The organism is Pseudomonas sp. HD6515, from assembly GCF_024971855.1.
In the GTDB taxonomy this organism is placed as follows: Bacteria; Pseudomonadota; Gammaproteobacteria; order Pseudomonadales; family Pseudomonadaceae; genus Aquipseudomonas; species Aquipseudomonas alloputida.
In genome coordinates this window covers 1,750,927-1,774,406 of the sequence record NZ_CP079827.1, presented here as the reverse complement: position 1 = coordinate 1,774,406, position 23,480 = coordinate 1,750,927, and the positions used below count along the sequence as shown (strand labels likewise).

Genomic DNA, 23,480 nt, shown 5'->3' with positions numbered 1-23,480 from the left:
CGTTCATGGCTTCGTCTCCCCGCCGGTAGCGGCCTGGCCGCTTTCCTTCAGGGCCTTGGTGACTTCGGGCGGCATGTATTTCTCGTCGTGCTTGGCCAGCACTTCATCGGCTACCACCACACCGTCGGCATTGAGCTTGCCAAGGGCGACGATGCCCTGCCCTTCGCGGAACAGGTCGGGGAGGATGCCGCGGTAGGTGATGGGTACCGACTTGTTAAAGTCGGTTACCACGAAACGCACGTCCAGCGAGTCGGCCGAACGCTGCACCGAGCCTTTCTCCACCATGCCGCCGGCGCGGATGCGCGTGTCCAGCGGGGCTTCGCCGTTGGCGATCTGGGTCGGTGTATAGAACAGGTTGATGTTCTGCTGCAATGCGCTCAAGGCAAAGCCGACGGCAACCCCGACGCCGACCAGCAGGCCGACGATGAGCAACAGGCGTTTCTTGCGCTGCGGATTCACTGGTTGTTCTCCCGGCGCAAACGGCGCGCCTCTTCTTGCAAATAGCGACGACGGGCCAGCAGTGGCGCACCGACATTCAGCGCCAGCACCGCCAGGCAGATGCCATAGGCCGACCACACGTACAGGCCATGGTGGCCCATGGCGAGAAAGTCACCGAAGGTGGCAAAGCTCATTGTGCGGCCCTCCGTCCCAGGCTGTTCAATACTTCGTCCCTGACCCAACTGGCGCGTGCTTCGCGCTTGAGCACTTCAAGGCGCATGCGCAGCAGCAGTACGGTGCCGAAGAAACAGTAGAAACCCAGCGCCGTGCACAACAGCGGCAGCCACATTTCGGCCGGCATCGCCGGCTTTTCGGTAAGGGTGAAGGTGGCGCCCTGGTGCAGGGTGTTCCACCACTCCACTGAATACTTGATGATCGGGATATTCACCACACCGACAATCGCAAGCACCGCACAGGCCTTGGCTGCACTGTCACGATTACTGATCGCCTGGCCCAGCGCAATAATGCCGAAGTACAGGAACAGCAGGATGAGCATGGACGTAAGGCGGGCATCCCACACCCACCAGCTGCCCCAGGTCGGCTTGCCCCAGATGGCGCCGGTAACCAGGGCCACGGCGGTCATCCAGGCGCCAATGGGCGCGGCACATTGCAGGGCGACGTCGGCCAGTTTCATCTTCCACACCAGCCCCACCACCCCGGCCACCGCCAGTAGCACATAGCAGGACTGCGCCAGCATCGCCGCCGGCACGTGGATATAGATGATGCGGAAGCTGTTGCCTTGCTGGTAGTCCTGGGGGGCGAAGGCCAGGCCCCAGGTGATGCCGACCAGCAGCAGGAGCACGGCAGCACCGGCCAGCCACGGCAGCATGCGGCCGCTGATGGCATAGAACCATTTCGGGGAGCCCAGCTTGTGGAACCACGTCCAGCTTATTTTCATCAGGGTACATCCAGGGTATTTGCCGGGCTTGAGAGCCCGGGACTCGTTATTCGCCGACGCTGATCTTCAGGCCGGCCGCTATCGCAAAGGGTGCCAGGGTAACGGCCAGGGCCGTCAGGCTGGCGAGCCAGAGCAGATGGCCGGTTGCCGGCATATTTTGCAACGCCGCTTGCAACGCACCACTGCCCAGGATCAATACAGGGATATACAACGGCAGAATCAGCAACGCCAGTAACAAACCTCCGCGTTTAAGGCCGACTGTCAGTGCGGCACCTACCGCGCCCAGCAAGCTCAATACCGGCGTACCCAGCAGCAGCGAACCGAGCAGCACCGGCAGGCAATGGCTTGGCAGCCCCAGCATCAGTGCCAGCAGTGGCGCCAACAATACCAGCGCCAGCCCGGAAAAGATCCAGTGCGCCAGCACCTTGGCCAGCACCAGCAGCGGCAGTGGGTGCGGCGACAGCACCCATTGCTCCAGCGAGCCGTCCTCGAAATCGCTGCGGAACAGGCCGTCCAGCGACAACAACACGGCCAGCAACGCCGCCACCCAGACCAGGCCCGGCGACAAGGTTTGCAACAATTGGCTTTCCGGGCCGACCGCCAGCGGGAACATGGCCACGACAATGGCGAAGAACACCAACGGGTTGGCCAGTTCGGCCGGGCGACGGAACAGCAGGCGCGCTTCGCGGCGCAGCAACAAAATGAATACGCTCATGCAGCCCATTGCCCCAGGTTCAGTTCTCGGTAACCGGAGGGCTTGCGTTCCAGTGTGTGGTGAGTCGTCAGCACCACCGTGCCGCCCCGCTCGCAGTGGGCTGCCAGGTGCGCTTCAAGCTGCGCCACGCCTTGCTTGTCGAGCGCGGTGAACGGCTCGTCGAGAATCCATAGCGGCGGGCAAGCCAGGTGCAACCGAGCCAGCGCCACGCGGCGCTGCTGGCCGGCCGACAGGGTATGGCAGGGGACGTCTTCGAAACCGCGCAGGCCGACAGCCTCCAGCGCCGCCCAGATCGCCTCGCGGCTGGCCGGCTGGTGCAAGGCGCACAGCCAGGTGAGATTCTCCTCGGCGGTGAGCAAGTCCTTGATGCCAGCGGCGTGGCCAATCCACAGCAGGGCGCTGGCCAGGGCATGACGCTGCTCTGCCAGTGGCTTGCCACCCAGCAGAATCTGCCCGGCTGTCGGCTGCATCAGCCCGGCCAACAGGCGCAACAGGCTGGTCTTGCCACTGCCGTTGGGGCCACTGATCTGCAGCATGTCACCGGCGCCCAGCTCGAAATCGAGCTGTTCGAACAGCAGGCGCCAGTCGCGCTCGCAGGCCAGGCCCGCGGCTTGGAGGTGAAGGGTCACGGTTTCGCCTTATCTTCAGTAGGGCTTTGGAGCGGCGTCGCCTGTTTCGCGGGTGAACCCGCTCCCACAGAACCCTGTAGGAGCGGGTTCACCCGCGAAGCAGCCAACACCGCTCCAGAACCCTTGTGTCTCAAGTCGCCCCGCGCGCTGCCGTTATACTGGCAACCACGGGCGCTCGGCATTATTACACGCGCCGCCGCGCTGCCAAGAGGCCGGGCTCGACAGGTTGTATACAATCATGACTGAAATCAATAGTCTCGGCGCACAAACCGCGATCAACAGCCAAGCCATGAAGGCGGGCACGACCGGCGAACTGCTGCGCCTTATCCAGGCACAGCCCGGGTTGCTGGCCCCCGGCGAAACCGCGCAAGCCGAGGTTTTATCGTTGCGCCAGGCGGGCCAGGACTTTCAGCTGGTGCTAAGGCTGATGCAGGCCAACGGCGTGCAGACCCAACTACAGGCCAACGCCAGCCAGCCGCTGCCCCAAGGCAGCCAGATCACCGTCAGCCAGACCGAAAGCAATCGCCTGGCGATCATGTTGCAACAGGCCAGCGCCAGCCAGGTCGCCACCCTCACCCAGCTGGACACCAGCAAGGTGCCGGTCGGCACCTTGCTGCAAGGCAAGGTCCTGACCAACCAACCGCTGGCTCAGGCACCCGGCCAACCGGCCGTGTACCGGGCGCTGGTCAGCTTGCTCAACAGCACCCAGGCCGGTGCCACGCTGAGCATCGACAGCCCGCGCCCGCTGGCCATTGGCAGCCTGCTCAGCGCCCTGGTGCAGGGTGATCAGTCATTGCGCTTCGTGCCGCTCAGCGGCAGGCAGGACCAACTCAGCATTGCCCAACAGCTGCTGACACAGCAAAACCGTCAAGCCTCGCTGCCCGGCCTGCTCAACACCCTGCAACAGCTCACCCGCGACCCAGGCGTCGATGGCGAGCTGCGCGCCAGCGCCGAACGCCTGCTGGCCGGCCTGCCGGACGCCCGACAACTGGGCGACGCCAAGGCAGTGGCCCAGGCCCTGAACAACAGCGGCATCTTTCTCGAAGCGAAGCTGCTGAGTGGGTCCACCGCCAGCGTCGACACCGACCTCAAAGCACATTTACTGCGGCTGATGGCCCAGGCCCCTGCCCTCCCGGCAGGGGCCACCACTCTGAGCCCCGCCAACCTGGCCCTGACCATGCCGATACTGGCGCGCAGCGCACTGGGCATGCTCGAGCGGGTCAGCCCCAAGCCGCAGCCGGGCGCGTTCCCATTACCGTCGCGCCTGCTCAAGGCCCTGGAAGAGGAAGGCGACCTGCAACAGCTGCTGCGCCTGGCTGCCGCTGCTGTTTCACGTTTGCAGAGCCACGCCATGAGCAGCCTGCAACAAACCGGCACGCTGGAAAACGGCAACCTGCAGACCACCTGGCAAACCGAAGTGCCGATCCGCCACGGCCAGGACTTCATCCCGCTGCAAGTCAAACTGCAGCGCGAAGAAACCCCACAACAACAGGCCGACCGCCAACATGAAGCCCAAAACCCTCGGCAAGCCCTGTGGCGCATCGAGCTGGCCTTCGACTTGTACCCGCTCGGCCCCCTGCAAGTGCAGGCGCAACTGAGCGAGGGCCGCCTGAGCGGGCAGCTATGGGCGGAGCGCGAGCAGACCGCGCGGTTGATCGACGCCCAGCTTGGCGCGCTGCGCGCGCGCCTGGTGGCCCGGGGCCTGGAAGTCGGCGACCTGGAGTGCCACCCGGGCATCCCGCCGCAGGGGCCACGCACACGGATGGAACAACGCTGGGTGGACGAAACCGCATGAACGATACGACACCACGCCAAGCCATAGCGCTGAACTACGACGGCCATCAGGCACCGACCCTCACCGCCAAGGGCGACGAGGACCTGGCCGAGGCCATCCTTGCGCTCGCCCGCGAACACGAAGTGCCGATCTACGAAAACGCCGAGCTGGTGCGCCTGCTGGCGCGGCTGGAGCTGGGCGATCAAATACCCGAAGCGCTGTACCTGACCATTGCCGAAATCATCGCCTTCGCCTGGCAACTGCGCGGCAAGGTACCCGCCGGCTTCGATGATCCGCGCCCGACAGAACGCGATATCACCCCACCATTGCCCCCGCTGCCCGGCACTGGCCAGTAACTATCTACCACCCCCTCCCCCTCCATGCGCCCAACCTTGTCGGCTTCCCACGTACAAGGTGACCGTCATGATCGACAGCAGAATCAACGCCAAAGGCGTGCAGTTCGTAGTAGACCATCTGGCCAACATCCCACGCCCGGACCGCGAAGCCAATCGCTTGATCCGGCAGTGGCTTGCCGGGCAAGGTGTGCATATCGACCCCGATCGCGTCGATGTGGTCACCCTGCACTACCGGCCGGATGACCAAGGGTATGTGGCAGCGATCCAGCAGACCCAGAGCATGACCCAGGCGCTGCTGGGCAACTGGCAAGGGGAGTCCGATAACAACCTCATCGGCGCGCTGTTCGCCAACCCTTGGGCAGGCACCTTCCCCCAAGGGCCGTTGAAGCTGGTCGATCGCCTGCCAGCGCTGGGCTTTGGCCATCAGGGCGCAGCCTTCGAAGTGTACAACGGCCTGTTCCAGCGATCGTCCCCTGCCCGTTACGATGCCTCGACCCACGTTCAGGTACCGGCTGAAGCTTTCCAGCGGTTCATAGAAGCGCTGGATTTTCACAGGCCGTTCAAAGCCATGCTCGACACGTACTGGCAGGAGCATCAGGACAGTCACCGCCTGGCCAGCAAGCTCAATTTCATCGCCGCCTGCAACGCCCAGGTCAGCCAGGGGCGCCTGAGCGATGCCGCCAGGGAGCTGGCATGGCAAGCCGCCGGCATGATGCCGCAGCGTTTCAAGATACGGGTGAGCACGCTGAGCATCTATGGCTATGCGGCCACCGACCTGCTGTACATCAATGCCCCCCACAGCGATCTGACCCTGCTGTACATGCCAGGTAACAGCTCGCCCTTGCTCGAATTCGCCAGCGAGAACCTGCTCAAGGACTGGGTGGGCGATCAGTGCAAGGACCCCGCCCGACGCGAGGCACTCAAACAACACTTCAGGCTTGCCGACCGCCCTCAGGGCCTCGATTTCAGCGGCCTGGACACCGCGCTCGAGGGCCTTGGCGACTATCCGGGCCGGCACCGGTTGCCACCTGAACATGGTTATTTCAACGATGATGGCGTCTGGCCCCCCAGAACCTACGTGAACTACAAACCTGGCAAGTACAACCCCAAACTGACCGGGGATATGTTCGCAGCCCTGACCGAGCGCCAGCGCCAGCGCAGCTACGACGATGCCGATTTTGTCATCACCACCGATAGCCAGGTTACCAAAGCCAAATGGCGTGGCTACCTCACCAACACGCTCAACCTGCTAGCGCCACTGTGCCTGGTGGTGCCGGGGCTGGCGCCCCTGCTGGCGCTCGGTGGCATTGCCCAGTTGGGCCTGGGCCTGGATCAGGTGATCAACGGCCACAGCCTGAAAGCCAAACAGGATGGGGTGGGCGACATCGCCTGGGGGCTGTTCAACGCCGTACCGCTGGCAACGGAGGGCACAGCAGGCATCAAGGCCCTGTTCGAGTTCAAAAGCGATGGTTTTGTCATGCCGCGCGAGGTCAACGGGCAGCTCGGCTATCCGTTGAGCCCGACCAGCCCACCGCGGCTTCCAGAGCCAGAAGGCGCGGAGTACTTCCACAACCACGAGCCCATTGCACCCCTTGATGACGGCGACCCGGAGGTTGCCGGCGCGGTGATACGGTTGCCCCACTACGATGGCGAACTGGACGACCTGGAATGCAGCATCGAAACCTACAACGCGCGGGTGGTCTATGACATGGAGCGGAATGCGTTCATCCTCAAGGACGACGTCAACGAGGTCGATCCGCAAGCCTACGTGGCAGTCCCCGGCAGCCGTGACCTGGTGGCGCTCGACATGCCTCGGCCGGTAACCGACGCCATGCGCACGCGCACTTTGCGCGCCTTGGGTGTCGACCTGCCCCTGCCGGTGCAAATACCGACACGGGCGCCGGACAGCGCACCTATCCCAAAACTCATATCCAGCCTCTGGGTCGGCAACAACGTCCTTGGCGAGCCATTGCTGGCCAACCTTGCCGCCAACGCAGCGCGCCTGAGCGACAGTGAATACAGCATGCGCCTGTTTCTGTCGAAGGCTTCGCCTACCGCCTACGAACAGAACGCAAGGCTATTGGCAGCCCGGGCGCCAAGGCTTCAGGTATTGCCGCTTGAAGAGCAAGGTTTCTTCCGGGCCTTCCGCCAGAGCCGCTATTACGCACAGTACGATGCAGCACTGGATGGCAACGGTGGTATCGCCACCAATTACGCGTCGGCGACGGATGTGCTGCGCTACCGAATGCTGCACCATGAGGGTGGGCTGTACATGGACGTAGACGATTTCCTGCTGCCGGACGGCAAGGGCGAAACGATCGACCAGGTCGAGCTGCACACCCCGCCCGATGGGCTGCTGCTGCCACCGCCGATGTGCAACGAAAAAATGAGCATGAATTGCCTGTACAACACCAGCCTCATAGGTAGCCACCCAGGCAACCCGGTGCTGGATGCGATCTCGGATGAAATGCTCGCACGCTACCAGACCCATGCAGACTTTTACGACAGCCGACCGAGCCTGGAACAGGACCCTGGCAATTTCTACCGCTATGCCAACAAGCTCAGCTACCTCACCGGCCCGGCGCTGCTCACCGAGATGGTCGATCGCCATCTACCCGGCCTGCGGACCCTGCGCCAGATCATCAACTTGCACATCATGCCACGCGTCAACACCTACCCATTCATCGACGCCTCACAGGCCAATGCTGCCCTGAAGCAATTGCTGCCCCTGAACCGTTTTGCCGGCGTCGGCGGCAATCACTCCTGGGTTCGCAACTGAAATGCATGGGGAACTGAACGGGCCTGGCGGCGCCCTTCAGATCGAGCGACGCATGGGCGCCGCTCGATGTCCCAGGTGACGAGCCTGCTAACGAGGCTACCTGCCAGCCCCCGTCAAGGAGCCCGGTGCACCTTGCTCATCAACTCCGCCTCGGCCTGGGTCAGGCCGCAGCTCTGGGTCAACTCATCGACACTCGCCCCCATCCCCACCAGCTTGGCCGCCTGGCTAAAGGTAACGTTGCTGGGGTCGCGCTGCTCGAGGCGCTCCAGCCGGTCTGGCAGGGTAGCCACCGTCGCACGCAGCTCATGGATGGCCTCACCCATGCGCACAGTGCCGTTCTGGTAGTCATCCAGACGCTTGGCCAAGTCCTTGATGCGCTGGTCACGCAGCGCATCGCCCTCGGCCTGCTGCGCTGCCAGCTCGCGCTGGCGCTTGCTGTAGTTGAGGAAAAACCACAGGCTCAGCGCCCAGGCCAGCGCCAGGAAGATGACAGCAACCTCTAGGATCAACTCAGATGTTCTCCAGCTCGGACCACTCTTCCTCGGTCATCATCTTGTCCAGTTCGACCAGGATCAGCAGTTCGCCATTCTTGTTGCACACGCCCTGAATGAACTTGGCCGACTCTTCGTTACCCACGTTCGGCGCGGTCTCGATTTCGGACTGGCGCAGGTAAACCACTTCGGCCACGCTGTCGACCAGAATGCCGACCACTTGCTTGTCGGCTTCGATGATGACGATACGGGTGTTGTCGGTCACTTCGGTCGGCATCAGGCCAAAACGCTGACGCGTGTCGATCACCGTCACCACGTTACCGCGCAAGTTGATGATGCCCAGCACGTAGCTCGGCGCACCCGGCACCGGGGCAATCTCGGTGTAGCGCAGGACTTCCTGCACCTGCATCACATTGATGCCGTAGGACTCGTTGTCCAGACGGAAGGTAACCCACTGCAGGATCGGATCTTCGGAACCTTGTGCAGACGACTTTTTCATTCCCCTACCCTCAAAATCCGCCGTTGGCGGTATGTTCTGTGTCATTTCTGTTTGGCGTGCATCTGCTTGACCGCACCGCTGGCGATCAGCTCGGCCAGTGCGGCGACGTCGAGCAGTGCGCACATGTGTTCGATTACGGTGCCGGCCAGCCACGGGCGCTGGCCACGCTGGCTGCGCCACTTGATCTCCGACGGGTCCAGGCGCAGCGAGCGGCTGACCTGATGCACCGCCAGCCCCCATTCGTAGCCCTGCACCGAAATCACGTATTGCAGGCCCTGGCGAAAATCATCGCGGTAGCGGTCGGGCATTACCCAACGCGCAGTGTCCAGCACCTTCAGGTTGCCGGCCTGGCAGGTCAGGATGCCGAGGAACCAGTCGGGCTGGCCGAACAGTGGCGTCAGCTCCTGGCCAGCCAGGGTGTAGATCGAGCCCAGGCACACCAACGGCACCGCCAGGGTCAGGCCGGCAACGTCGAACAGCAGGCATTCGAACGGCTCGGCCGCCCACACCGGACGACCGTCGACAGTGGCCGGGGGTACGGGCAGGTTGGGTGCCGGCAGATGCACATCGACCAGCGGCACAGCCGGTTCCACGGTTTGTTCTTCGACCAGTACCGGGATGCTGGCTTCGGCCACGACCTCCTGCTCGACCACCGTCACCACCGGGGCTTCCACTGGCATCACGCTGGTCAGCACCGCCAGACGGGGTTCGGCGAACGGCCGCGGGGCAAAGCTGGCGGCGGCTTCGGCGGGCTCAGGCCGGGCTGGCTGCCGGGCATCGCGTGCCTGCTCCTCGCGCACCGCCTCGGCGAACTCATCCGCCACTGCCGGCTGCTCGCTCAGGTCTTCGGCCTCGGTGGCCTCCTGCAGCAGGCCGTCCAGGTACGATTGCAGGGCCATCTGGGGCCGGGTGCTGGTTTGCCGGGTTTGAGTCATCAGGCCACCTGCACTGCGGTCTTGTAGGTGAGCAGGTGCTTGAGCAGCGCCCGGTAGGCGATCAACCCACGGCTCTTGCTGTCGAACTGCGAAGGCGTGACGCCCTTGCGACTGGCATCACGCAGGCGCGTATCCACCGGGATGTAGCCCTGCCACACATGCTGCCCGTAGGTGTCACGCAGCAACTTGAGGGTGCCCAGCGACGCCTGGGTACGACGGTCGAACAGGGTCGGTACGATCTGGTACGGCAGCGCCTGCTTGCGCGAACGGTTGACCATGGCCAAGGTGCCGACCATGCGCTCCAGGCCCTTCACGGCGAGGAACTCGGTTTGCACCGGGATCACAAGCTGCTGGCTGGCGGCCAGGGCATTGACCATCAGCACACCCAGCAAGGGTGGGCTGTCGATCAGGGCATAGTCGAAATCCTGCCACAGCTGCGCCAGACTCTTGGCGATTACCAGGCCCAGGCCATTCTGCCCTGGCGACTGGCGCTCCAGCACCGCCAGGGCGGTACTCGACGGCAGCAGCGAAATGCGCTCATCGCTGGTGGGCAGCAGCAGTTGCCCGGGCAAGCCTTCGGGCACCGTGCCCTTGTGCAGGAACAGGTCGTAGCAGCTGTGCTCCAGGGCGTCCGGGTTGTGCCCGAAGTAGCTGGTCATCGAGCCGTGCGGGTCGAGGTCGACGACAACCACGCGCTTGCCGGCCTCGGCCAGCAGGCCGGCCAGGGCAATGGTAGTGGTGGTCTTGCCGACACCACCTTTTTGATTGGCTACTGCCCAGACTCTCATCAAGCAAACTCTATCTATTGATTTGGCAGGGACACTGCCTTGCTCAAAATTCGAAAGCTCGCGCAATCAATGTAGGAGCGGGTTTACCCGCGAACACCGGTGCAACCGGTGCCATACACCGCGTCGCCCGGCTCGCGGGTAAACCCGCGCCTGCAGGGGACAGCGGCGACGGGGAATTGACGTATCACTGCCCCGCCACTGTTGCTCGTGTTGCCGGTGCACTTTGTGTGCCAGCACGGCGCAATGCGGCATCCGGTGTGGCATTGGCGCTGCCCGAGCCTGTCAGGCTGCGGCGCACTTCCAGGTTACGGGAAATCACCAGCACCACCCGGCGGTTGCGTGCGCGCCCTTCGGCGGTATCGTTGCTGGCCACCGGCTGGTACTCGCCGTAGCCTACCGAAGCCATGCGTGCCGGGTTGACGCCCTCCATGGCCAGCAGGCGCACGATGCTGGCCGCGCGCGCCGAGGACAACTCCCAGTTGGTGGGGTACTGCGCGGTGCGGATCGGCAGGTTGTCGGTGAAGCCTTCGACGTGCACCGGGTTGGCGAACGGCTTGAGGATGTTGGCCACCTTCTCGATGATCGCAAACGCCTTGTCACTGGGCATCGCATCACCGCTGCCAAACAGCAGCGATGAGTTGAGCTCGATCTCCACCCACAGCTCGTTGCCGCGCACAGTCATCTGGTCGCTGTTGATCAGGTCGCCGAAGGCATCGCGCACGTCATCGCTGATGGTTTTCAACGGGTCGACATTGGTCGCCGCCAGGCCCGCTTCGGTCTGCTCGCTGTCTTTGACCAGCGGTTGGGCCGGGCGAACGCTCAGCGGCTGCTCATCGCCAATCGGGATCGGCTTCATGCTGCGCTCGGGGTCGTTGAATACCCCTAGCAAAGCCTGGGAAATAACCTTGTACTTACCCTCGTTGATCGAGGAAATGGAATACATCACCACGAAGAAGGCGAACAGCAACGTGATGAAGTCGGCGTACGACACCAGCCAGCGCTCGTGGTTTTCGTGTTCCTCGGTATGACGACGGCGACGCATGGGTTACTCCATGAAGCCTTGCAGCTTCAGCTCGATCGAGCGCGGGTTTTCACCTTCGGCAATCGACAGCAGGCCTTCGAGCAGCATTTCACGGTAGCGCGACTGGCGCATGACGATGGCCTTGAGCTTGCTGGCGACCGGCAATAGCACAAGGTTGGCACTGGCCACACCGTAAATGGTCGCGACAAAGGCCACGGCAATGCCATTGCCCAGTTGCGACGGGTCGGCCAGATTGCCCATCACATGGATAAGGCCCATGACCGCCCCGATGATGCCGATGGTCGGCGCATAGCCGCCCATGCTTTCGAATACCTTGGCTGCCTGGATGTCACGGCCTTCCTGGGTAAGGAAGTCGACCTCAAGGATGCTGCGGATCGCTTCCGGCTCGGCGCCATCCACCAGCAGTTGCAGGCCCTTGCGCGCATAGGGGTCGGGCTCGCTGTCCGCTACCCCTTCCAGGCCCAGCAGGCCTTCTTTGCGAGCGGTCAGGCTCCAGTTCACCACACGGTCGATGCCGCCCGCCAGATCGACCCGCGGCGGAAACAGGATCCAACGCAAAATCTGCAAGGCACGCTTGAACGACGACAGCGGCGACTGCAACAACGCCGCCGCCAGGGTGCCTCCCAGCACGATCAGAGCCGCCGGGCCATTGACCAGAGCACCGACATGACCGCCTTCAAGGAAGTTGCCACCGACGATGGCAACGAAAGCCAGAATCAAACCGATCAGGCTGAGGACATCCATCAGACGCACGCCTCCACCAGGTGCTTGCCGATTTCATCCAGGCTGTACACGGCATCCGCCAGGTTGGCCTTGACGATGGCCATGGGCATGCCATAAATCACGCAGCTGGCTTCATCCTGGGCCCACACCGTGCTGCCACCCTGCTTGAGCAGGCGCGCGCCCTCGCGGCCATCGGCGCCCATGCCGGTGAGCACCACCGACAACACCTTGTCGCCGTACGACTTGGCCGCCGAACCGAAGGTGATGTCCACGCACGGCTTGTAGTTCAGGCGCTCGTCGCCGGGCAGGATCTTCACTGTGCCACGGCCATCGATCATCATCTGCTTGCCACCGGGGGCCAGCAGGGCCAGGCCCGGGCGCAGCATGTCGCCGTCTTCGGCTTCCTTGACGCTGATGCGGCACAGCTTGTCCAGGCGTTCGGCAAACGCTTTGGTGAACGCCGCCGGCATGTGCTGGATCAACACGATCGGCGCCGGGAAATTGGCCGGCAGCTGGGTCAGTACCCGCTGCAGCGCCACCGGCCCCCCCGTGGAGGTACCGATGGCCACCAGTTTGTAGGGTTTGCGCTTGGGTGCCGGCGACTGCGAGGCCGCCGGTGTCGGGGCCGCAGCACGGGCAGGTGCTGCCGGGCGCGTCTGCGCCTGGCTGGCGAAGGTGCTGGCCGGCGCTGGCGCGGCGACCGGCGCCGTTCTGGCATAGCTGCCGATCCGGCGGTTGCTGCGCGAAATGGTGTGCACCTTCTCGCACAGCAACTGCTTGACCTTGTCAGGGTTGCGCGAGATGTCCTCGAAGTTTTTCGGCAGGTAGTCCACTGCGCCGGCATCCAGCGCGTCGAGGGTGACGCGGGCGCCTTCATGGGTCAGCGACGAGAACATCAATACGGGCGTCGGGCAGCGCTGCATGATGTGCCGCACGGCGGTAATGCCATCCATCATGGGCATTTCGTAGTCCATGGTGATCACATCGGGCTTGAGCGCCAGCGCCTGGTCGATTGCTTCCTTGCCGTTGGTCGCGGTACCCACTACCTGGATCGTTGGATCCGCCGAGAGGATTTCCGAGACACGGCGGCGGAAGAAACCAGAATCATCCACCACCAGGACCTTGACTGCCATAAACACTCCATTAGGCGGCGCAACCCGCCAGGGCGCGCCACCGAAATCAAATACGCCGCGCGGCGTAACGCTTGAGCATGCTCGGGACGTCGAGAATCAACGCGATGCGACCGTCGCCGGTAATGGTGGCCCCGGACATGCCCGGGGTGCCTTGCAGCATCTTGCCCAGCGGCTTGATGACCACTTCTTCCTGGCCCACCAGTTGGTCAACGACAAAACCGATGCGCTGGGTGCCGACCGACAGAATCACCACGTGGCCTTCGTGCTGCTCTTCGTGCACCTGGCCCTGGACCAGCCAGCGCTTGAGGTAGAACAGCGGCAGCGCCTTGTCGCGCACGATCACCACTTCCTGGCCGTCGACCACGTTGGTGCGCGACAGGTCGAGGTGGAAGATCTCGTTGACGTTGACCAGCGGGAAGGCGAACGCCTGGTTGCCCAACATCACCATCAGGGTGGGCATGATCGCCAGGGTCAGCGGCACCTTGATGACGATCTTGGAGCCTTGGCCCTTGGCCGAGAAAATGTTGATCGAGCCGTTGAGCTGGGAGATCTTGGTTTTCACCACGTCCATGCCCACGCCACGCCCGGACACATCGGAAATCTCGGTCTTGGTCGAGAAGCCAGGGGCGAAGATCAGGTTGTAGCAGTCCGACTCGCTCAGGCGCTCGGCGGCGTCCTTGTCCATCAGGCCCTTTTCCACGGCCTTGGCACGCAGGATGTTCGGGTCCATGCCCTTGCCGTCGTCCGAGATCGACAGCAGGATGTGGTCGCCTTCCTGTTCGGCCGACAGCACTACGCGGCCGGTACGGGCTTTGCCAGACGTTTCACGCTCGTCGGGCATCTCGATACCGTGGTCGACCGCATTGCGCACCAAGTGCACCAGCGGGTCGGCCAAGGCTTCTACGAGGTTCTTGTCAAGGTCGGTCTCTTCGCCGACCAGCTCCAGATTGATCTCTTTCTTCAACTGGCGCGCCAGGTCGCGGACCAGGCGCGGGAAGCGGCCGAAGACTTTCTTGATCGGCTGCATACGGGTTTTCATCACCGCGGTCTGCAGGTCGGCGGTGACCACGTCAAGGTTGGACACGGCCTTGGACATGGCCTCGTCGCCGCTGTTCAGGCCCAGGCGCACCAGACGGTTACGCACCAGCACCAGTTCGCCGACCATGTTCATGATCTCGTCCAGGCGCGCGGTATCGACGCGTACCGTGGTTTCCGCTTCGCTGGCGGCATGCTTTTCAGCGGCCGGGGCCGGCGCGCGAGGCGCCGCGGCAGGTTTGCTGGCCAGCGAAGGCGCTGGCGCGGCAGCGGGCTTGGCCACCGGCGGGCTTTCGGCCTTGGCGGCAGCCGGCGCTTGCGCCTGGACAGCAGCCGGGGCCTCTACAGCGGCAACATCGCCACCGAACTTGCCCTTGCCGTGCAACTGGTCCAGCAGGGCTTCGAACTCGTGCTCGCTGATTTCATCGCTGGCGGCACTGTTGTCGGGTGCGGCAGGCGCTGGTGCCTGGGCGGCTGGCAAGGCGCCAGCCTGGAAGGTGCCCTTGCCATGCAGCTGGTCGAGCAGCGATTCGAATTCGGCGTCGGTGATCTCATCACTGACCGCTTCGCTGCTGACGGCCACCGGCGGCGCGGCAACCTCGGCATTGAACTGGCCCTTGCCGTGCAACTGGTCGAGCAGCGATTCGAACTCGGCGTCGGTGATTTCATCACCCGCACCGCTGACAGTCTCGCCCTGCATCTGCTCGTCGGCCGCCGCTTGCGCCTTGATCGCATCGAGCGAATCGAGCAACTGCTCGAATTCACTGTCAGTGATGTCCTGGTGTTGCTCCTCGGCCTCGGCCGGCGCGGCAACCGACACGTCGGCAACCGGCGCCGGTGCAGGCGCTGCAACAGTTTCGGCTGCGCCAGGTTCGGCCAGGCGCGACAACGCTGCCAGCAGTGCGGGGGTGGCCGGTGTCACTTCGGCACGCTCACGCACCTGGCCAAACATGCTGTTGACCGTATCCAGTGCCTCGAGCACCACATCCATCAGTTCCGCATCGACCCGGCGCTCACCTTTGCGCAGGACGTCGAACACGTTCTCGGCGATATGGCAGCACTCCACCAGCTCGTTCAGCTGGAGGAAGCCGGCGCCCCCTTTTACAGTGTGGAAACCGCGAAAGATCGCATTGAGCAGGTCGGCATCGTCAGGTCGGCTTTCCAGCTCGACCAGTTGCTCGGACAATTGCTCAAGAATTTCGCCGGCTTCTACCAGGAAATCCTGGAGGATTTCTTCATCGGCGCCGAAGCTCATCAAACGTGCTCCTTAAAAACCAAGGCTGGACAGCAGATCATCGACATCGTCCTGACCGGACACGACGTCTTCACGCTTATCGGCATGAATCTGCGGACCTTCACCCCGAGTCGGATGTTTTTCTCGATCTTTTTCTGCACGCAATTGATCGTGGTCATGTTTTATACCGGCAAAGCGGTCGACCTGGCTGGCCATCAGCACCAGCTTGAGCAGGTTGCTTTCCACCTCGGTCACCAGTGCGGTGACGCGCTTGATCACCTGGCCGGTCAGGTCCTGATAGTCCTGGGCCAGCAAAATGTCATTGAGGTGCCCGGAAACCTTGCGGTTGCCCTCGGCGCTGTGCGTCAGGAAACTGTCGACTCGCTTGACCAGATCACGGAATTCCGGCGCAGCCACTTCGCGGCGCATGAAGCGCTGCCAGTCGGTGCTCAGGGCCTTGGCCTCGCTGGCCAGCTCATTGAGCACCGGTGTGCTTTCCTCGACCAGGTCCATGGTGCGGTTGGCCGCGCCCTCGGTCAGCTTGACCACATACGACAGGCGCTCGGTGGCGTCGGTAATTTGCGACACCTCTTCTGCCTGCGGCATGGTGGGGTCGATCTGGAAACTGACGATGGCACTGTGCAGCTCGCGAGTCAGCTTGCCGACTTCCTGGTACAGGCCGCGGTCGCGGGTCTGGTTCAGTTCGTGAATCAACTGCACCGCCTCGCCGAAACGGCCCCGCTCCAGGCTTTCGACCAACTCCTGAGCATGCTTCTTCAGGGTCGACTCGAACTCGCCCAAAGACGTTTGTGATGAATCCATGACGCGCCCCCCTGACGTGACTCAGCCGTTGACGCGTTCGAAGATCTTCTCGATCTTCTCTTTGAGCACCTGAGCGGTGAACGGCTTGACCACGTAACCATTGACGCCGGCCTGTGCCGCTTCAATGATCTGGTCGCGCTTGGCTTCAGCGGTCACCATCAAGACCGGCATGCTTTTCAGCTTGTCGCTGGCACGCACTTTACGCAGCAGGTCGATGCCGGACATGCCCGGCATGTTCCAGTCGGTCACCAGGAAGTCGTAGTGACCGTTTTCCAGCATCGGCAACGCCGTGGTGCCGTCATCGGCTTCGTCGGTGTTGGTGAAACCCAGGTCACGCAACAGGTTCTTGATGATCCGCCGCATCGTCGAAAAGTCGTCAACGATGAGGATTTTCATGTTCTTGTCCAATTAGACCTCCAAGCAGTCTCAAACGCGCTCGGCCTACCGAGCACGCACTCATTCAATTCGGTACAACGTGGAAAACGACTGCAACGACAGTGGGCTCAACGCGCCCGCCATTCCCCCAGGCGGCTGCGCAGGCGCGCGGCACATTGGCTGTGCAACTGGCTGACCCGCGACTCGCTGACACCCAGCACCTCACCGATTTCCTTGAGGTTCAGCTCTTCGTCGTAGTACAGCGCCAGCACCAGGCGCTCACGCTCCGGCAGGTTGGCGATGGCCTCGGTCAGGGCAGCCTGGAAGCGCTCCTCCTCCAGGCCGCGCGCAGGTTCGACCTGGCCACTGGCGCCATCCTCATGCAGCCCTTCGTGCTCGCCGTCCTGCAACAGGTCGTCAAAGCTGAACAGGCGGCTGCCCAGGGTATCGTTCAAGATCCCGTAGTAATCATCGAGACTCAATTGGAGTTCGGCAGCAACTTCATGATCTTTAGCGTCACGGCCTGTTCTGGCCTCAACTGCACGCATGGCATCACTGACCATACGGGTGTTGCGGTGTACCGAACGCGGTGCCCAATCGCCTTTGCGCACTTCGTCCAGCATGGCCCCGCGGATGCGGATGCCGGCGTAGGTCTCAAAGCTGGCGCCCTTGCTGGCGTCGTATTTGTTGGCCACTTCCAGCAGGCCGATCATGCCGGCCTGGATCAGGTCCTCGACTTGCACATTGGCCGGCAAGCGCGCCAACAGGTGGTACGCGATGCGCTTGACCAGCGGGGCGTAGCGTTCGATCAGCTCGTACTGGGCGTCCTTTGCCGCCCGGCTGTACATCTTGAAGCCGCTGGCGTTCATAGTACGGGTCCCGCGCTGGTGGGTTGCACCAAGCGCTCGACAAAGAACTCCAAATGGCCGCGCGGATTGGCCGGCAGCGGCCAGCTGTCAACCTTCTGGGCAATCGCCTTGAAGGCCAGCGCACACTTGGAGCGAGGGAAGGCTTCGTAGACGGCACGCTGCTTCTGCACCGCCTTGCGCACGCACTCATCGTACGGCACGGCACCCACGTACTGCAGGGCAACGTCAAGGAAGCGGTCGGTGACCTTGGTCAGCTTGGCAAACAGGTTGCGCCCTTCCTGCGGGCTCTGCGCCATGTTGGCCAACACACGGAAACGGTTCATGCCATAGTCGCGATTGAGCAGCTTGATCAACGCGTAGGCGTCGGTAATCGAGGTAGGTTCATCACACACCACCAGCAGCACTTCCTGGGCGGCGCGAACGAAGCTGACCACCGAGTCACCGATACCCGCAGCGGTATCGATCACCAACACATCGAGGTTGTCGCCGATCTCGCTGAACGCCTGGATCAGCCCGGCATGCTGGGCCGGGGCCAGATGCACCATGCTCTGGGTGCCCGAGGCTGCCGGTACGATGCGCACACCGCCGGGGCCCTGCAGCATCACGTCACGCAGCTCGCAACGCCCTTCAATCACATCGGCGAGGGTACGTTTGGGGGTAAGGCCCAGCAACACGTCGACATTGGCCAGGCCCAGGTCGGCGTCCAGCAGCATGACCCTGCGGCCAAGCTCGGCCAGCGCCAGGGACAAGTTCACTGAAACGTTAGTCTTGCCGACGCCACCTTTGCCACCGGTCACGGCGATCACCTGTACGGGATGCATGCTACCCATGTCTGTTCTTTACCTTGTCTCGCTGGGACTCAGGCCACACGTAGGGCAATTCTGCGTGCCCCTTGGCATAGCGACTTTGCACACGCTTCATGGTCAACCCGCTCGCCGTGGGTTGTGATAGAGATCAGCGAACATGTCGGCCATGGCCTCTTCGCTGGGCTCGTCCTGCTGCTGCACATTCACCGCCCGCGTGACCAACTGGTGGCCCCTTGGCAGGTGCAGGTCGTCAGGAATGCGTGGGCCATCGGTAAGATAGGCCACTGGCAGTTCATGACTGATGGCAAGGCTCAGCACATCGCCAAGGCTTGCCGTTTCATCGAGTTTGGTCAGGATGCAGCCGGCCAGGCCACAGCGCTTGTAGCTGTGGTAGGCGGCGGTCAGCACCTGCTTCTGGCTGGTGGTGGCCAGCACCAGGTAGTTCTTCGCGGCAATGCCACGCCCGGCCAAGGTTTCCAGTTGCATGCGCAGCGCAGGGTCGCTGGCTTGCAGGCCGGCAGTATCGATCAGCACCACGCGCTTGCGCAGCAGTGGCTCCAGCGCTGCTGCCAGCGACTGGCCCGGGTCGACGTAAGTCACCGGCACGTTGAGGATGCGGCCCAGGGTCTTGAGCTGCTCCTGGGCGCCGATACGGAAGCTGTCCATGCTCACCAGCGCCAGGTTCTGCGCGCCGTACTTGAGCACGTAGCGCGCGGCCAGCTTGGCCAGGGTGGTGGTCTTGCCCATGCCCGCCGGGCCGACCATGGCGATCACCCCGCCCTCTTCGATCGGCTCGATTTCAGGTACTTCGATCATCCGCGCCAAGTGAGCCAGCAGCATGCGCCAGGCCTGGCGCGGTTCCTCGATCTCGGCGGTCAGGTCCAGCAGCTCGCGGGCGATCGGCCCGGACAGGCCGATGCGCTGCAGGCGGCGCCAAAGGTTGGCCTGCTGCGGCTTGCTGCCCTGCAGCTGATTCCAGGCCAGCGAACCGAGTTGCACTTCCAGCAGCTCGCGCAGGCCCGACAGCTCCGAGCGCATGGCATCGAACAGACGTGGGTCAACCGGCGCAGCAGCCGGTACGGCAGCGGCCTCAGGGGCATCGACGTGCGGCTCGATCAACGGTTCGGCAGCGGTCAAAGATTGCCCGGCGAACAATTGGCGGTTGTTGTCGCTGCTGTCCTGACGCTGGTCCAGCTCGGCCTGGGCAGTGGCAATGCGCGTGTGGGTCTTGCGCAGCTCTTCTTCCAGCTCGGCGTTGGGCACACGCGGGGCCAGGGCGGACAGCTTGTAGTCCAGCGCGGCCGTCAGCTCGACACCACCGGCAATGCGGCGGTTGCCAATGATTGCGGCATCGGCGCCCAGCTCGTCACGGACCAGTTTCATGGCCTGACGCATATCGGCGGCGAAAAATCGCTTAACTTGCATTATCCCCTACCTCAGCCGTTAGGGCCCACGGTGGCAACGATGGTGACTTGCTTGTTGTCCGGTATTTCCTGATACGCCAGAACATGCAAATTCGGTACAGCCAGGCGACCGAAACGCGACAACATGGCGCGGATCGGGCCGGCGACCAGCAGGATGGCCGGCTGACCCTGCATTTCCTGGCGCTGGGCCGCCTCGATCAGCGAACGTTGCAGCTTCTCGGCCATGCTAGGCTCCAGAAGAACACCATCTTCCTGACCCTGCCCGGCCCTTTGCAGACTATTCAGCAAAATCTGTTCCAACCTTGGCTCCAGGGTAATCACTGGAAGCTCCGACTCAACGCCGACAATGCTTTGCACGATGGCGCGACACAATCCGACGCGCACCACCGCCACCAGTGCGGCGGTATCTTGACTCTTGCCGGCGTTGTTCGCGATAGCCTCGGCAATACTGCGAATATCGCGCACTGGCACCTGTTCCGACAACAGGGCTTGCAGCACCTTGAGCAGCCCCGACAAGGAAATGACACCCGGCACCAGCTCTTCTGCAAGTTTAGGCGATGCCTTGGCCAGCACCTGCAGCAACTGCTGAACCTCTTCGTGGCCGATCAGCTCGTGGCAGTGCTTCTGCAGAATCTGGTTGAGGTGGGTGGCCACCACGGTGCTGGCATCGACCACGGTGTAACCCAGCGACTGCGCCTGTGAGCGCTGGCCGACGTCGATCCACACCGCTTCCAGGCCAAACGCCGGGTCGCGCGCGGCAATACCGTTGAGGGTGCCAAACACCTGCCCAGGGTTGATTGCCAGTTCGCGGTCCGGGTAGATCTCCGCCTCGGCCAGAATCACCCCCATCAGGGTCAGGCGATAGGCGCTGGGCTGCAGGTCGAGGTTGTCACGAATGTGCACGGTGGGCATCAGGAAGCCCAGGTCCTGCGACAGCTTCTTGCGCACGCCCTTGATCCGCGCCAGCAACTGGCCGCCCTGGTTGCGATCGACCAGCGGGATCAGACGATAGCCGACCTCCAGGCCGATCATGTCGATGGGGGTGACGTCGTCCCAACCCAGCTCCTTGGTTTCCAGCGCGCGCTGTGGCGAGGGCAGCAGGTCCTGCTGACGCTGCGCCTCTTGCTGGGCTTTGACCTTGGCCTGTTGCTGTTTCTTCCACACCAGGTAGGCGCCGCCGGCCGCCATCAGGCCGAGGCTGAGGAAGGCAATGTGCGGCATGCCCGGCACCAGGCCCATGACGATCATCAGCCCCGCCGACACCGCCAGCGCCTTGGGCGAATCGAACATCTGCCGATTGATCAGCTTGCCCATGTCTTCAGAGCCTGAGGCACGGGTGACCATGATCGCGGCGGCGGTGGACAGCAGCAGTGATGGCAATTGCGCCACCAAACCGTCACCAATGGTCAGCAGGGCATAGACCTTGCCGGCCTCGCTGAACGACATATTGTGCTGCAGCATGCCGATGAGCATGCCACCGATCAGGTTGATGAACAGGATCAGCAAGCCGGCGATGGCGTCGCCGCGCACGAACTTGCTGGCACCGTCCATCGAACCGTAGAACTCGGCCTCCTGCGCCACCTCGGCACGGCGGTGCTTGGCCTGGGCCTGGTCGATCAGGCCGGCATTGAGGTCGGCGTCGATGGCCATCTGCTTGCCAGGCATGGCGTCGAGGGTGAAACGCGCACTCACTTCCGAGATACGCCCGGCACCCTTGGTCACCACCACGAAGTTGATGATCATGAGGATGGCGAACACCACGGCACCGACCACGTAGTTACCGCCGATCACCACCTCACCAAAGGCCTGGATCACTTTACCGGCAGCGCCGTGGCCCTCCTGGCCATGCAGCATGACCACACGGGTGGACGCCACGTTCAGGGCCAGGCGCAACAACGTGGCCACCAGCAGGATGGTGGGGAACGCGGCAAAGTCGAGCGGGCGCAAGGCGTATACACAGACCAGCAGCACCACGATCGACAGGGCGATGTTGAAGGTGAAGAACACGTCGAGCAGGAACGGCGGTATCGGCAACATCATCATTGCCAACATCACCAGCAGTAACAGCGGCACACCCAGGTTGCCCCGGCCGAGCCCGGCCAGGTTGTTGCGGGCGTTGCTGATTAACTGAGTGCGATCCACCGCGAGTCCTCTTGATGCAAAACTTTGACGCCCAGGGGGCGCCTGGGCGTGGCTCTGCAAGAAGCCTTCCAACTTTGCTCGAAGGGAGATTTATGTTGCCGGTGCCGGCCCTTTCGCGGGTGAACCCGTTCCTACACGACGGCCTGCGCCCAATCACCGATGTGTGTCCATCCCCGATCAGGTGTAGGAGCGGGTTTACCCGCGAATACGGTAGCGGCGGCAACGGTGAACGGCGGGTGGAGATTGGCCAGCAGGCCCGGCCCTTTCGCGGGTAAACCCGCTCCTACAGCGCGCCAACCGCCGACATGTGCCCACCACCGTGGTAGGAGCGGGTTTACCCGCGAAAGAGCCAGAAGCCGTGACACAAGGTCAACTGTCGCGGCGCAGGTCCGGCGGGATCGGCAGGTCGTCCTTCAGCGGCTCTGGGCGCTTGCCCTTGCCGGCGCGGTATTGGCGAATCTGGAACACATACGCCAGCACCTGCGCCACCGCCAGGTACAGCCCCGCCGGGATCTCCTGCTCAAGTTCGGTGGAGTAATAGATCGCCCGCGCCAGCGCCGGCGACTCGAGGATCTGGATGTTGTGCTCCACGCCAATTTCACGAATCTTCAACGCCATGAAATCGCTACCCTTGGCCAGCAGCAACGGCGCCGCACCGCCTTTCTCCGGGTCGTATTGCAACGCCACCGCATAATGCGTCGGGTTGGTGATGATCACATCTGCATCCGGTACCGCCGCCATCATGCGCCGCTGCGACACCTCGCGCTGCAGTTGGCGAATACGTTGCTTGACCTCGGGCTTGCCCTCGCTGTCCTTGTACTCGTCGCGCACTTCCTGCTTGGTCATCTTCATTTTCTTGTGCGTCTGGTACAGCTGGAACGGCACATCTGCCGCGGCAATCAGCAACAGCCCGGCCGACATCCACAAGGCACTCCAGCCCACCACCTGCAAGCTATGGATGATCGCCTGCTCCAGCGGCTCGTTGGCAATCGACAGCAAGGCCTGGCGGTCACCGGAGAGCACCACCACCGCCACCACCAGAATCACGAAAAACTTGGCCAGCGCCTTGAGCAATTCAGTCAAGGCCTGCATCGAGAACATGCGCTTGATCCCCGACAGCGGGTTCATGCGGCTGAACTTGGGCTGCAGCAAGCTGCCCGAGAACAAGAAGCCGCTAAGCGCGATGGGCGCCACGAAGGAAATCACGAACAGCAGGATCAACACCGGCTGCACCGCCCAGATAGCCATCTTGCCCGAGGCCAGCAGAAAGGCCCCCATGGCCCGTTCATCGACGATGATGTCGCGGGTCAGGCTGAAGTTCATGCGCATCAACGCCAGCAATGTTTCGGCCAAGTGACCACCGAATGCCAGCAGGCCACCAGCGCCCGCCAGGGTCACCGCCACCGTGTTCAGCTCCTTGGAGCGCGCGACCTCGCCCTTCTCGCGGGCATCGCGTTTGCGCTTTTCGGTGGGGTCTTCTGTCTTGTCCTGACCGCTCTCGCTTTCTGCCATG

General features: G+C 63.1%; 23 protein-coding genes. 3 read left to right on the top strand and 20 right to left on the bottom strand.

Annotated elements, in window-relative coordinates; genetic code table 11:
* Positions 1 to 3 precede the first annotated feature (3 nt).
* Genes ccmE through ccmA form a run of 5 tightly spaced genes read right to left on the bottom strand, consistent with a single transcriptional unit; the run spans position 4 to position 2,740 of the window.
* Complete coding sequence (gene ccmE, locus KW568_RS08320; RefSeq protein WP_004577458.1) at positions 4 to 459, bottom strand: cytochrome c maturation protein CcmE; 456 nt, start codon at positions 457 to 459, stop codon at positions 4 to 6.
* Entirely contained in the window at positions 456 to 632 is a 177-nt protein-coding gene (ccmD, locus tag KW568_RS08315; RefSeq protein WP_003254380.1) for a heme exporter protein CcmD, read from the bottom strand. Before ccmD ends, ccmE begins: the two co-directional genes overlap by 4 nt.
* A complete protein-coding gene (locus KW568_RS08310; RefSeq protein WP_003254381.1) occupies positions 629 to 1,396 on the bottom strand; it encodes a heme ABC transporter permease in 768 nt (255 codons plus the stop codon). Before KW568_RS08310 ends, ccmD begins: the two co-directional genes overlap by 4 nt.
* Before the next feature lie 46 nt (positions 1,397 to 1,442).
* Complete coding sequence (gene ccmB / locus KW568_RS08305) at positions 1,443 to 2,111, bottom strand: heme exporter protein CcmB (RefSeq protein WP_003254382.1); 669 nt, start codon at positions 2,109 to 2,111, stop codon at positions 1,443 to 1,445.
* A complete protein-coding gene (gene ccmA / locus KW568_RS08300; RefSeq protein WP_004577457.1) occupies positions 2,108 to 2,740 on the bottom strand; it encodes a cytochrome c biogenesis heme-transporting ATPase CcmA in 633 nt (210 codons plus the stop codon). Before ccmA ends, ccmB begins: the two co-directional genes overlap by 4 nt.
* A 238-nt stretch (positions 2,741 to 2,978) precedes the next feature.
* Here ccmA and KW568_RS08295 point away from each other — a divergent pair, with 238 nt between their 5' ends.
* The 3 genes from KW568_RS08295 (at position 2,979) to KW568_RS08285 (ending at position 7,649) form a co-directional block, all read left to right on the top strand.
* Positions 2,979 to 4,535 (top strand): flagellar hook-length control protein FliK, encoded by a 1,557-nt coding sequence (locus tag KW568_RS08295; protein WP_004577456.1) that lies wholly within the window; start codon positions 2,979 to 2,981, stop codon positions 4,533 to 4,535.
* On the top strand, positions 4,532 to 4,870 hold the full coding sequence (locus tag KW568_RS08290) for an EscU/YscU/HrcU family type III secretion system export apparatus switch protein (RefSeq protein ID WP_004577455.1): 339 nt from the start codon (positions 4,532 to 4,534) through the stop codon (positions 4,868 to 4,870). The genes KW568_RS08295 and KW568_RS08290 overlap by 4 nt, the downstream gene beginning before the upstream one ends.
* Before the next feature lie 67 nt (positions 4,871 to 4,937).
* Positions 4,938 to 7,649, top strand: a complete 2,712-nt coding sequence (locus KW568_RS08285; RefSeq protein WP_004577454.1) for a dermonecrotic toxin domain-containing protein — start codon at positions 4,938 to 4,940, stop codon at positions 7,647 to 7,649.
* 113 nt (positions 7,650 to 7,762) lie between these two features.
* Here KW568_RS08285 and KW568_RS08280 read toward each other — a convergent pair whose 3' ends face one another.
* From KW568_RS08280 to flhB, 15 genes are all read right to left on the bottom strand, one after another.
* Positions 7,763 to 8,158 carry a DUF2802 domain-containing protein gene (locus tag KW568_RS08280; protein WP_003254391.1) on the bottom strand — a complete coding sequence of 132 codons (396 nt, stop codon included), beginning with the start codon at positions 8,156 to 8,158 and terminating at the stop codon, positions 7,763 to 7,765.
* Position 8,159: 1 nt separating this feature from the next.
* The gene (locus tag KW568_RS08275; protein ID WP_003254393.1) at positions 8,160 to 8,639 is read right to left on the bottom strand and encodes a chemotaxis protein CheW; all 480 of its coding nucleotides are present in this window, start codon (positions 8,637 to 8,639) and stop codon (positions 8,160 to 8,162) included.
* A 41-nt stretch (positions 8,640 to 8,680) separates the two neighbouring features.
* The gene (locus KW568_RS08270; protein WP_003254394.1) at positions 8,681 to 9,574 is read right to left on the bottom strand and encodes a CheW domain-containing protein; all 894 of its coding nucleotides are present in this window, start codon (positions 9,572 to 9,574) and stop codon (positions 8,681 to 8,683) included.
* Complete coding sequence (locus KW568_RS08265; RefSeq protein WP_003254396.1) at positions 9,574 to 10,362, bottom strand: ParA family protein; 789 nt, start codon at positions 10,360 to 10,362, stop codon at positions 9,574 to 9,576. Before KW568_RS08265 ends, KW568_RS08270 begins: the two co-directional genes overlap by 1 nt.
* 184 nt (positions 10,363 to 10,546) lie before the next feature.
* Positions 10,547 to 11,404, bottom strand: a complete 858-nt coding sequence (gene motD / locus KW568_RS08260; protein ID WP_003254397.1) for a flagellar motor protein MotD — start codon at positions 11,402 to 11,404, stop codon at positions 10,547 to 10,549.
* 3 nt (positions 11,405 to 11,407) lie between these two features.
* Positions 11,408 to 12,148 (bottom strand): flagellar motor protein, encoded by a 741-nt coding sequence (locus tag KW568_RS08255; RefSeq protein ID WP_003254399.1) that lies wholly within the window; start codon positions 12,146 to 12,148, stop codon positions 11,408 to 11,410.
* The gene (locus tag KW568_RS08250) at positions 12,148 to 13,260 is read right to left on the bottom strand and encodes a chemotaxis response regulator protein-glutamate methylesterase (RefSeq protein WP_003254400.1); all 1,113 of its coding nucleotides are present in this window, start codon (positions 13,258 to 13,260) and stop codon (positions 12,148 to 12,150) included. Before KW568_RS08250 ends, KW568_RS08255 begins: the two co-directional genes overlap by 1 nt.
* A 46-nt stretch (positions 13,261 to 13,306) precedes the next feature.
* The gene (locus KW568_RS08245; RefSeq protein ID WP_004577453.1) at positions 13,307 to 15,550 is read right to left on the bottom strand and encodes a chemotaxis protein CheA; all 2,244 of its coding nucleotides are present in this window, start codon (positions 15,548 to 15,550) and stop codon (positions 13,307 to 13,309) included.
* Positions 15,551 to 15,562: 12 nt separating this feature from the next.
* Positions 15,563 to 16,351 (bottom strand): protein phosphatase CheZ, encoded by a 789-nt coding sequence (locus KW568_RS08240; RefSeq protein WP_003254403.1) that lies wholly within the window; start codon positions 16,349 to 16,351, stop codon positions 15,563 to 15,565.
* Between the two features lie 21 nt (positions 16,352 to 16,372).
* Positions 16,373 to 16,747 carry a chemotaxis response regulator CheY gene (locus tag KW568_RS08235; protein ID WP_010955070.1) on the bottom strand — a complete coding sequence of 125 codons (375 nt, stop codon included), beginning with the start codon at positions 16,745 to 16,747 and terminating at the stop codon, positions 16,373 to 16,375.
* A gap of 107 nt (positions 16,748 to 16,854) precedes the next feature.
* Positions 16,855 to 17,595, bottom strand: a complete 741-nt coding sequence (gene fliA / locus KW568_RS08230; RefSeq protein WP_003254406.1) for an RNA polymerase sigma factor FliA — start codon at positions 17,593 to 17,595, stop codon at positions 16,855 to 16,857.
* Positions 17,592 to 18,425, bottom strand: coding sequence for a flagellar synthesis regulator FleN (gene fleN / locus KW568_RS08225; RefSeq protein ID WP_003254408.1), 834 nt, complete (start codon positions 18,423 to 18,425; stop codon positions 17,592 to 17,594). Before fleN ends, fliA begins: the two co-directional genes overlap by 4 nt.
* 93 nt (positions 18,426 to 18,518) lie before the next feature.
* Positions 18,519 to 19,826 (bottom strand): flagellar biosynthesis protein FlhF, encoded by a 1,308-nt coding sequence (flhF, locus tag KW568_RS08220; protein ID WP_003254409.1) that lies wholly within the window; start codon positions 19,824 to 19,826, stop codon positions 18,519 to 18,521.
* An 11-nt stretch (positions 19,827 to 19,837) separates the two neighbouring features.
* Entirely contained in the window at positions 19,838 to 21,967 is a 2,130-nt protein-coding gene (gene flhA, locus KW568_RS08215; RefSeq protein WP_003254410.1) for a flagellar biosynthesis protein FlhA, read from the bottom strand.
* A gap of 369 nt (positions 21,968 to 22,336) precedes the next feature.
* Complete coding sequence (flhB, locus tag KW568_RS08210) at positions 22,337 to 23,479, bottom strand: flagellar biosynthesis protein FlhB (protein WP_004577675.1); 1,143 nt, start codon at positions 23,477 to 23,479, stop codon at positions 22,337 to 22,339.
* Between the last annotated feature and the right edge of the window lies 1 nt (position 23,480).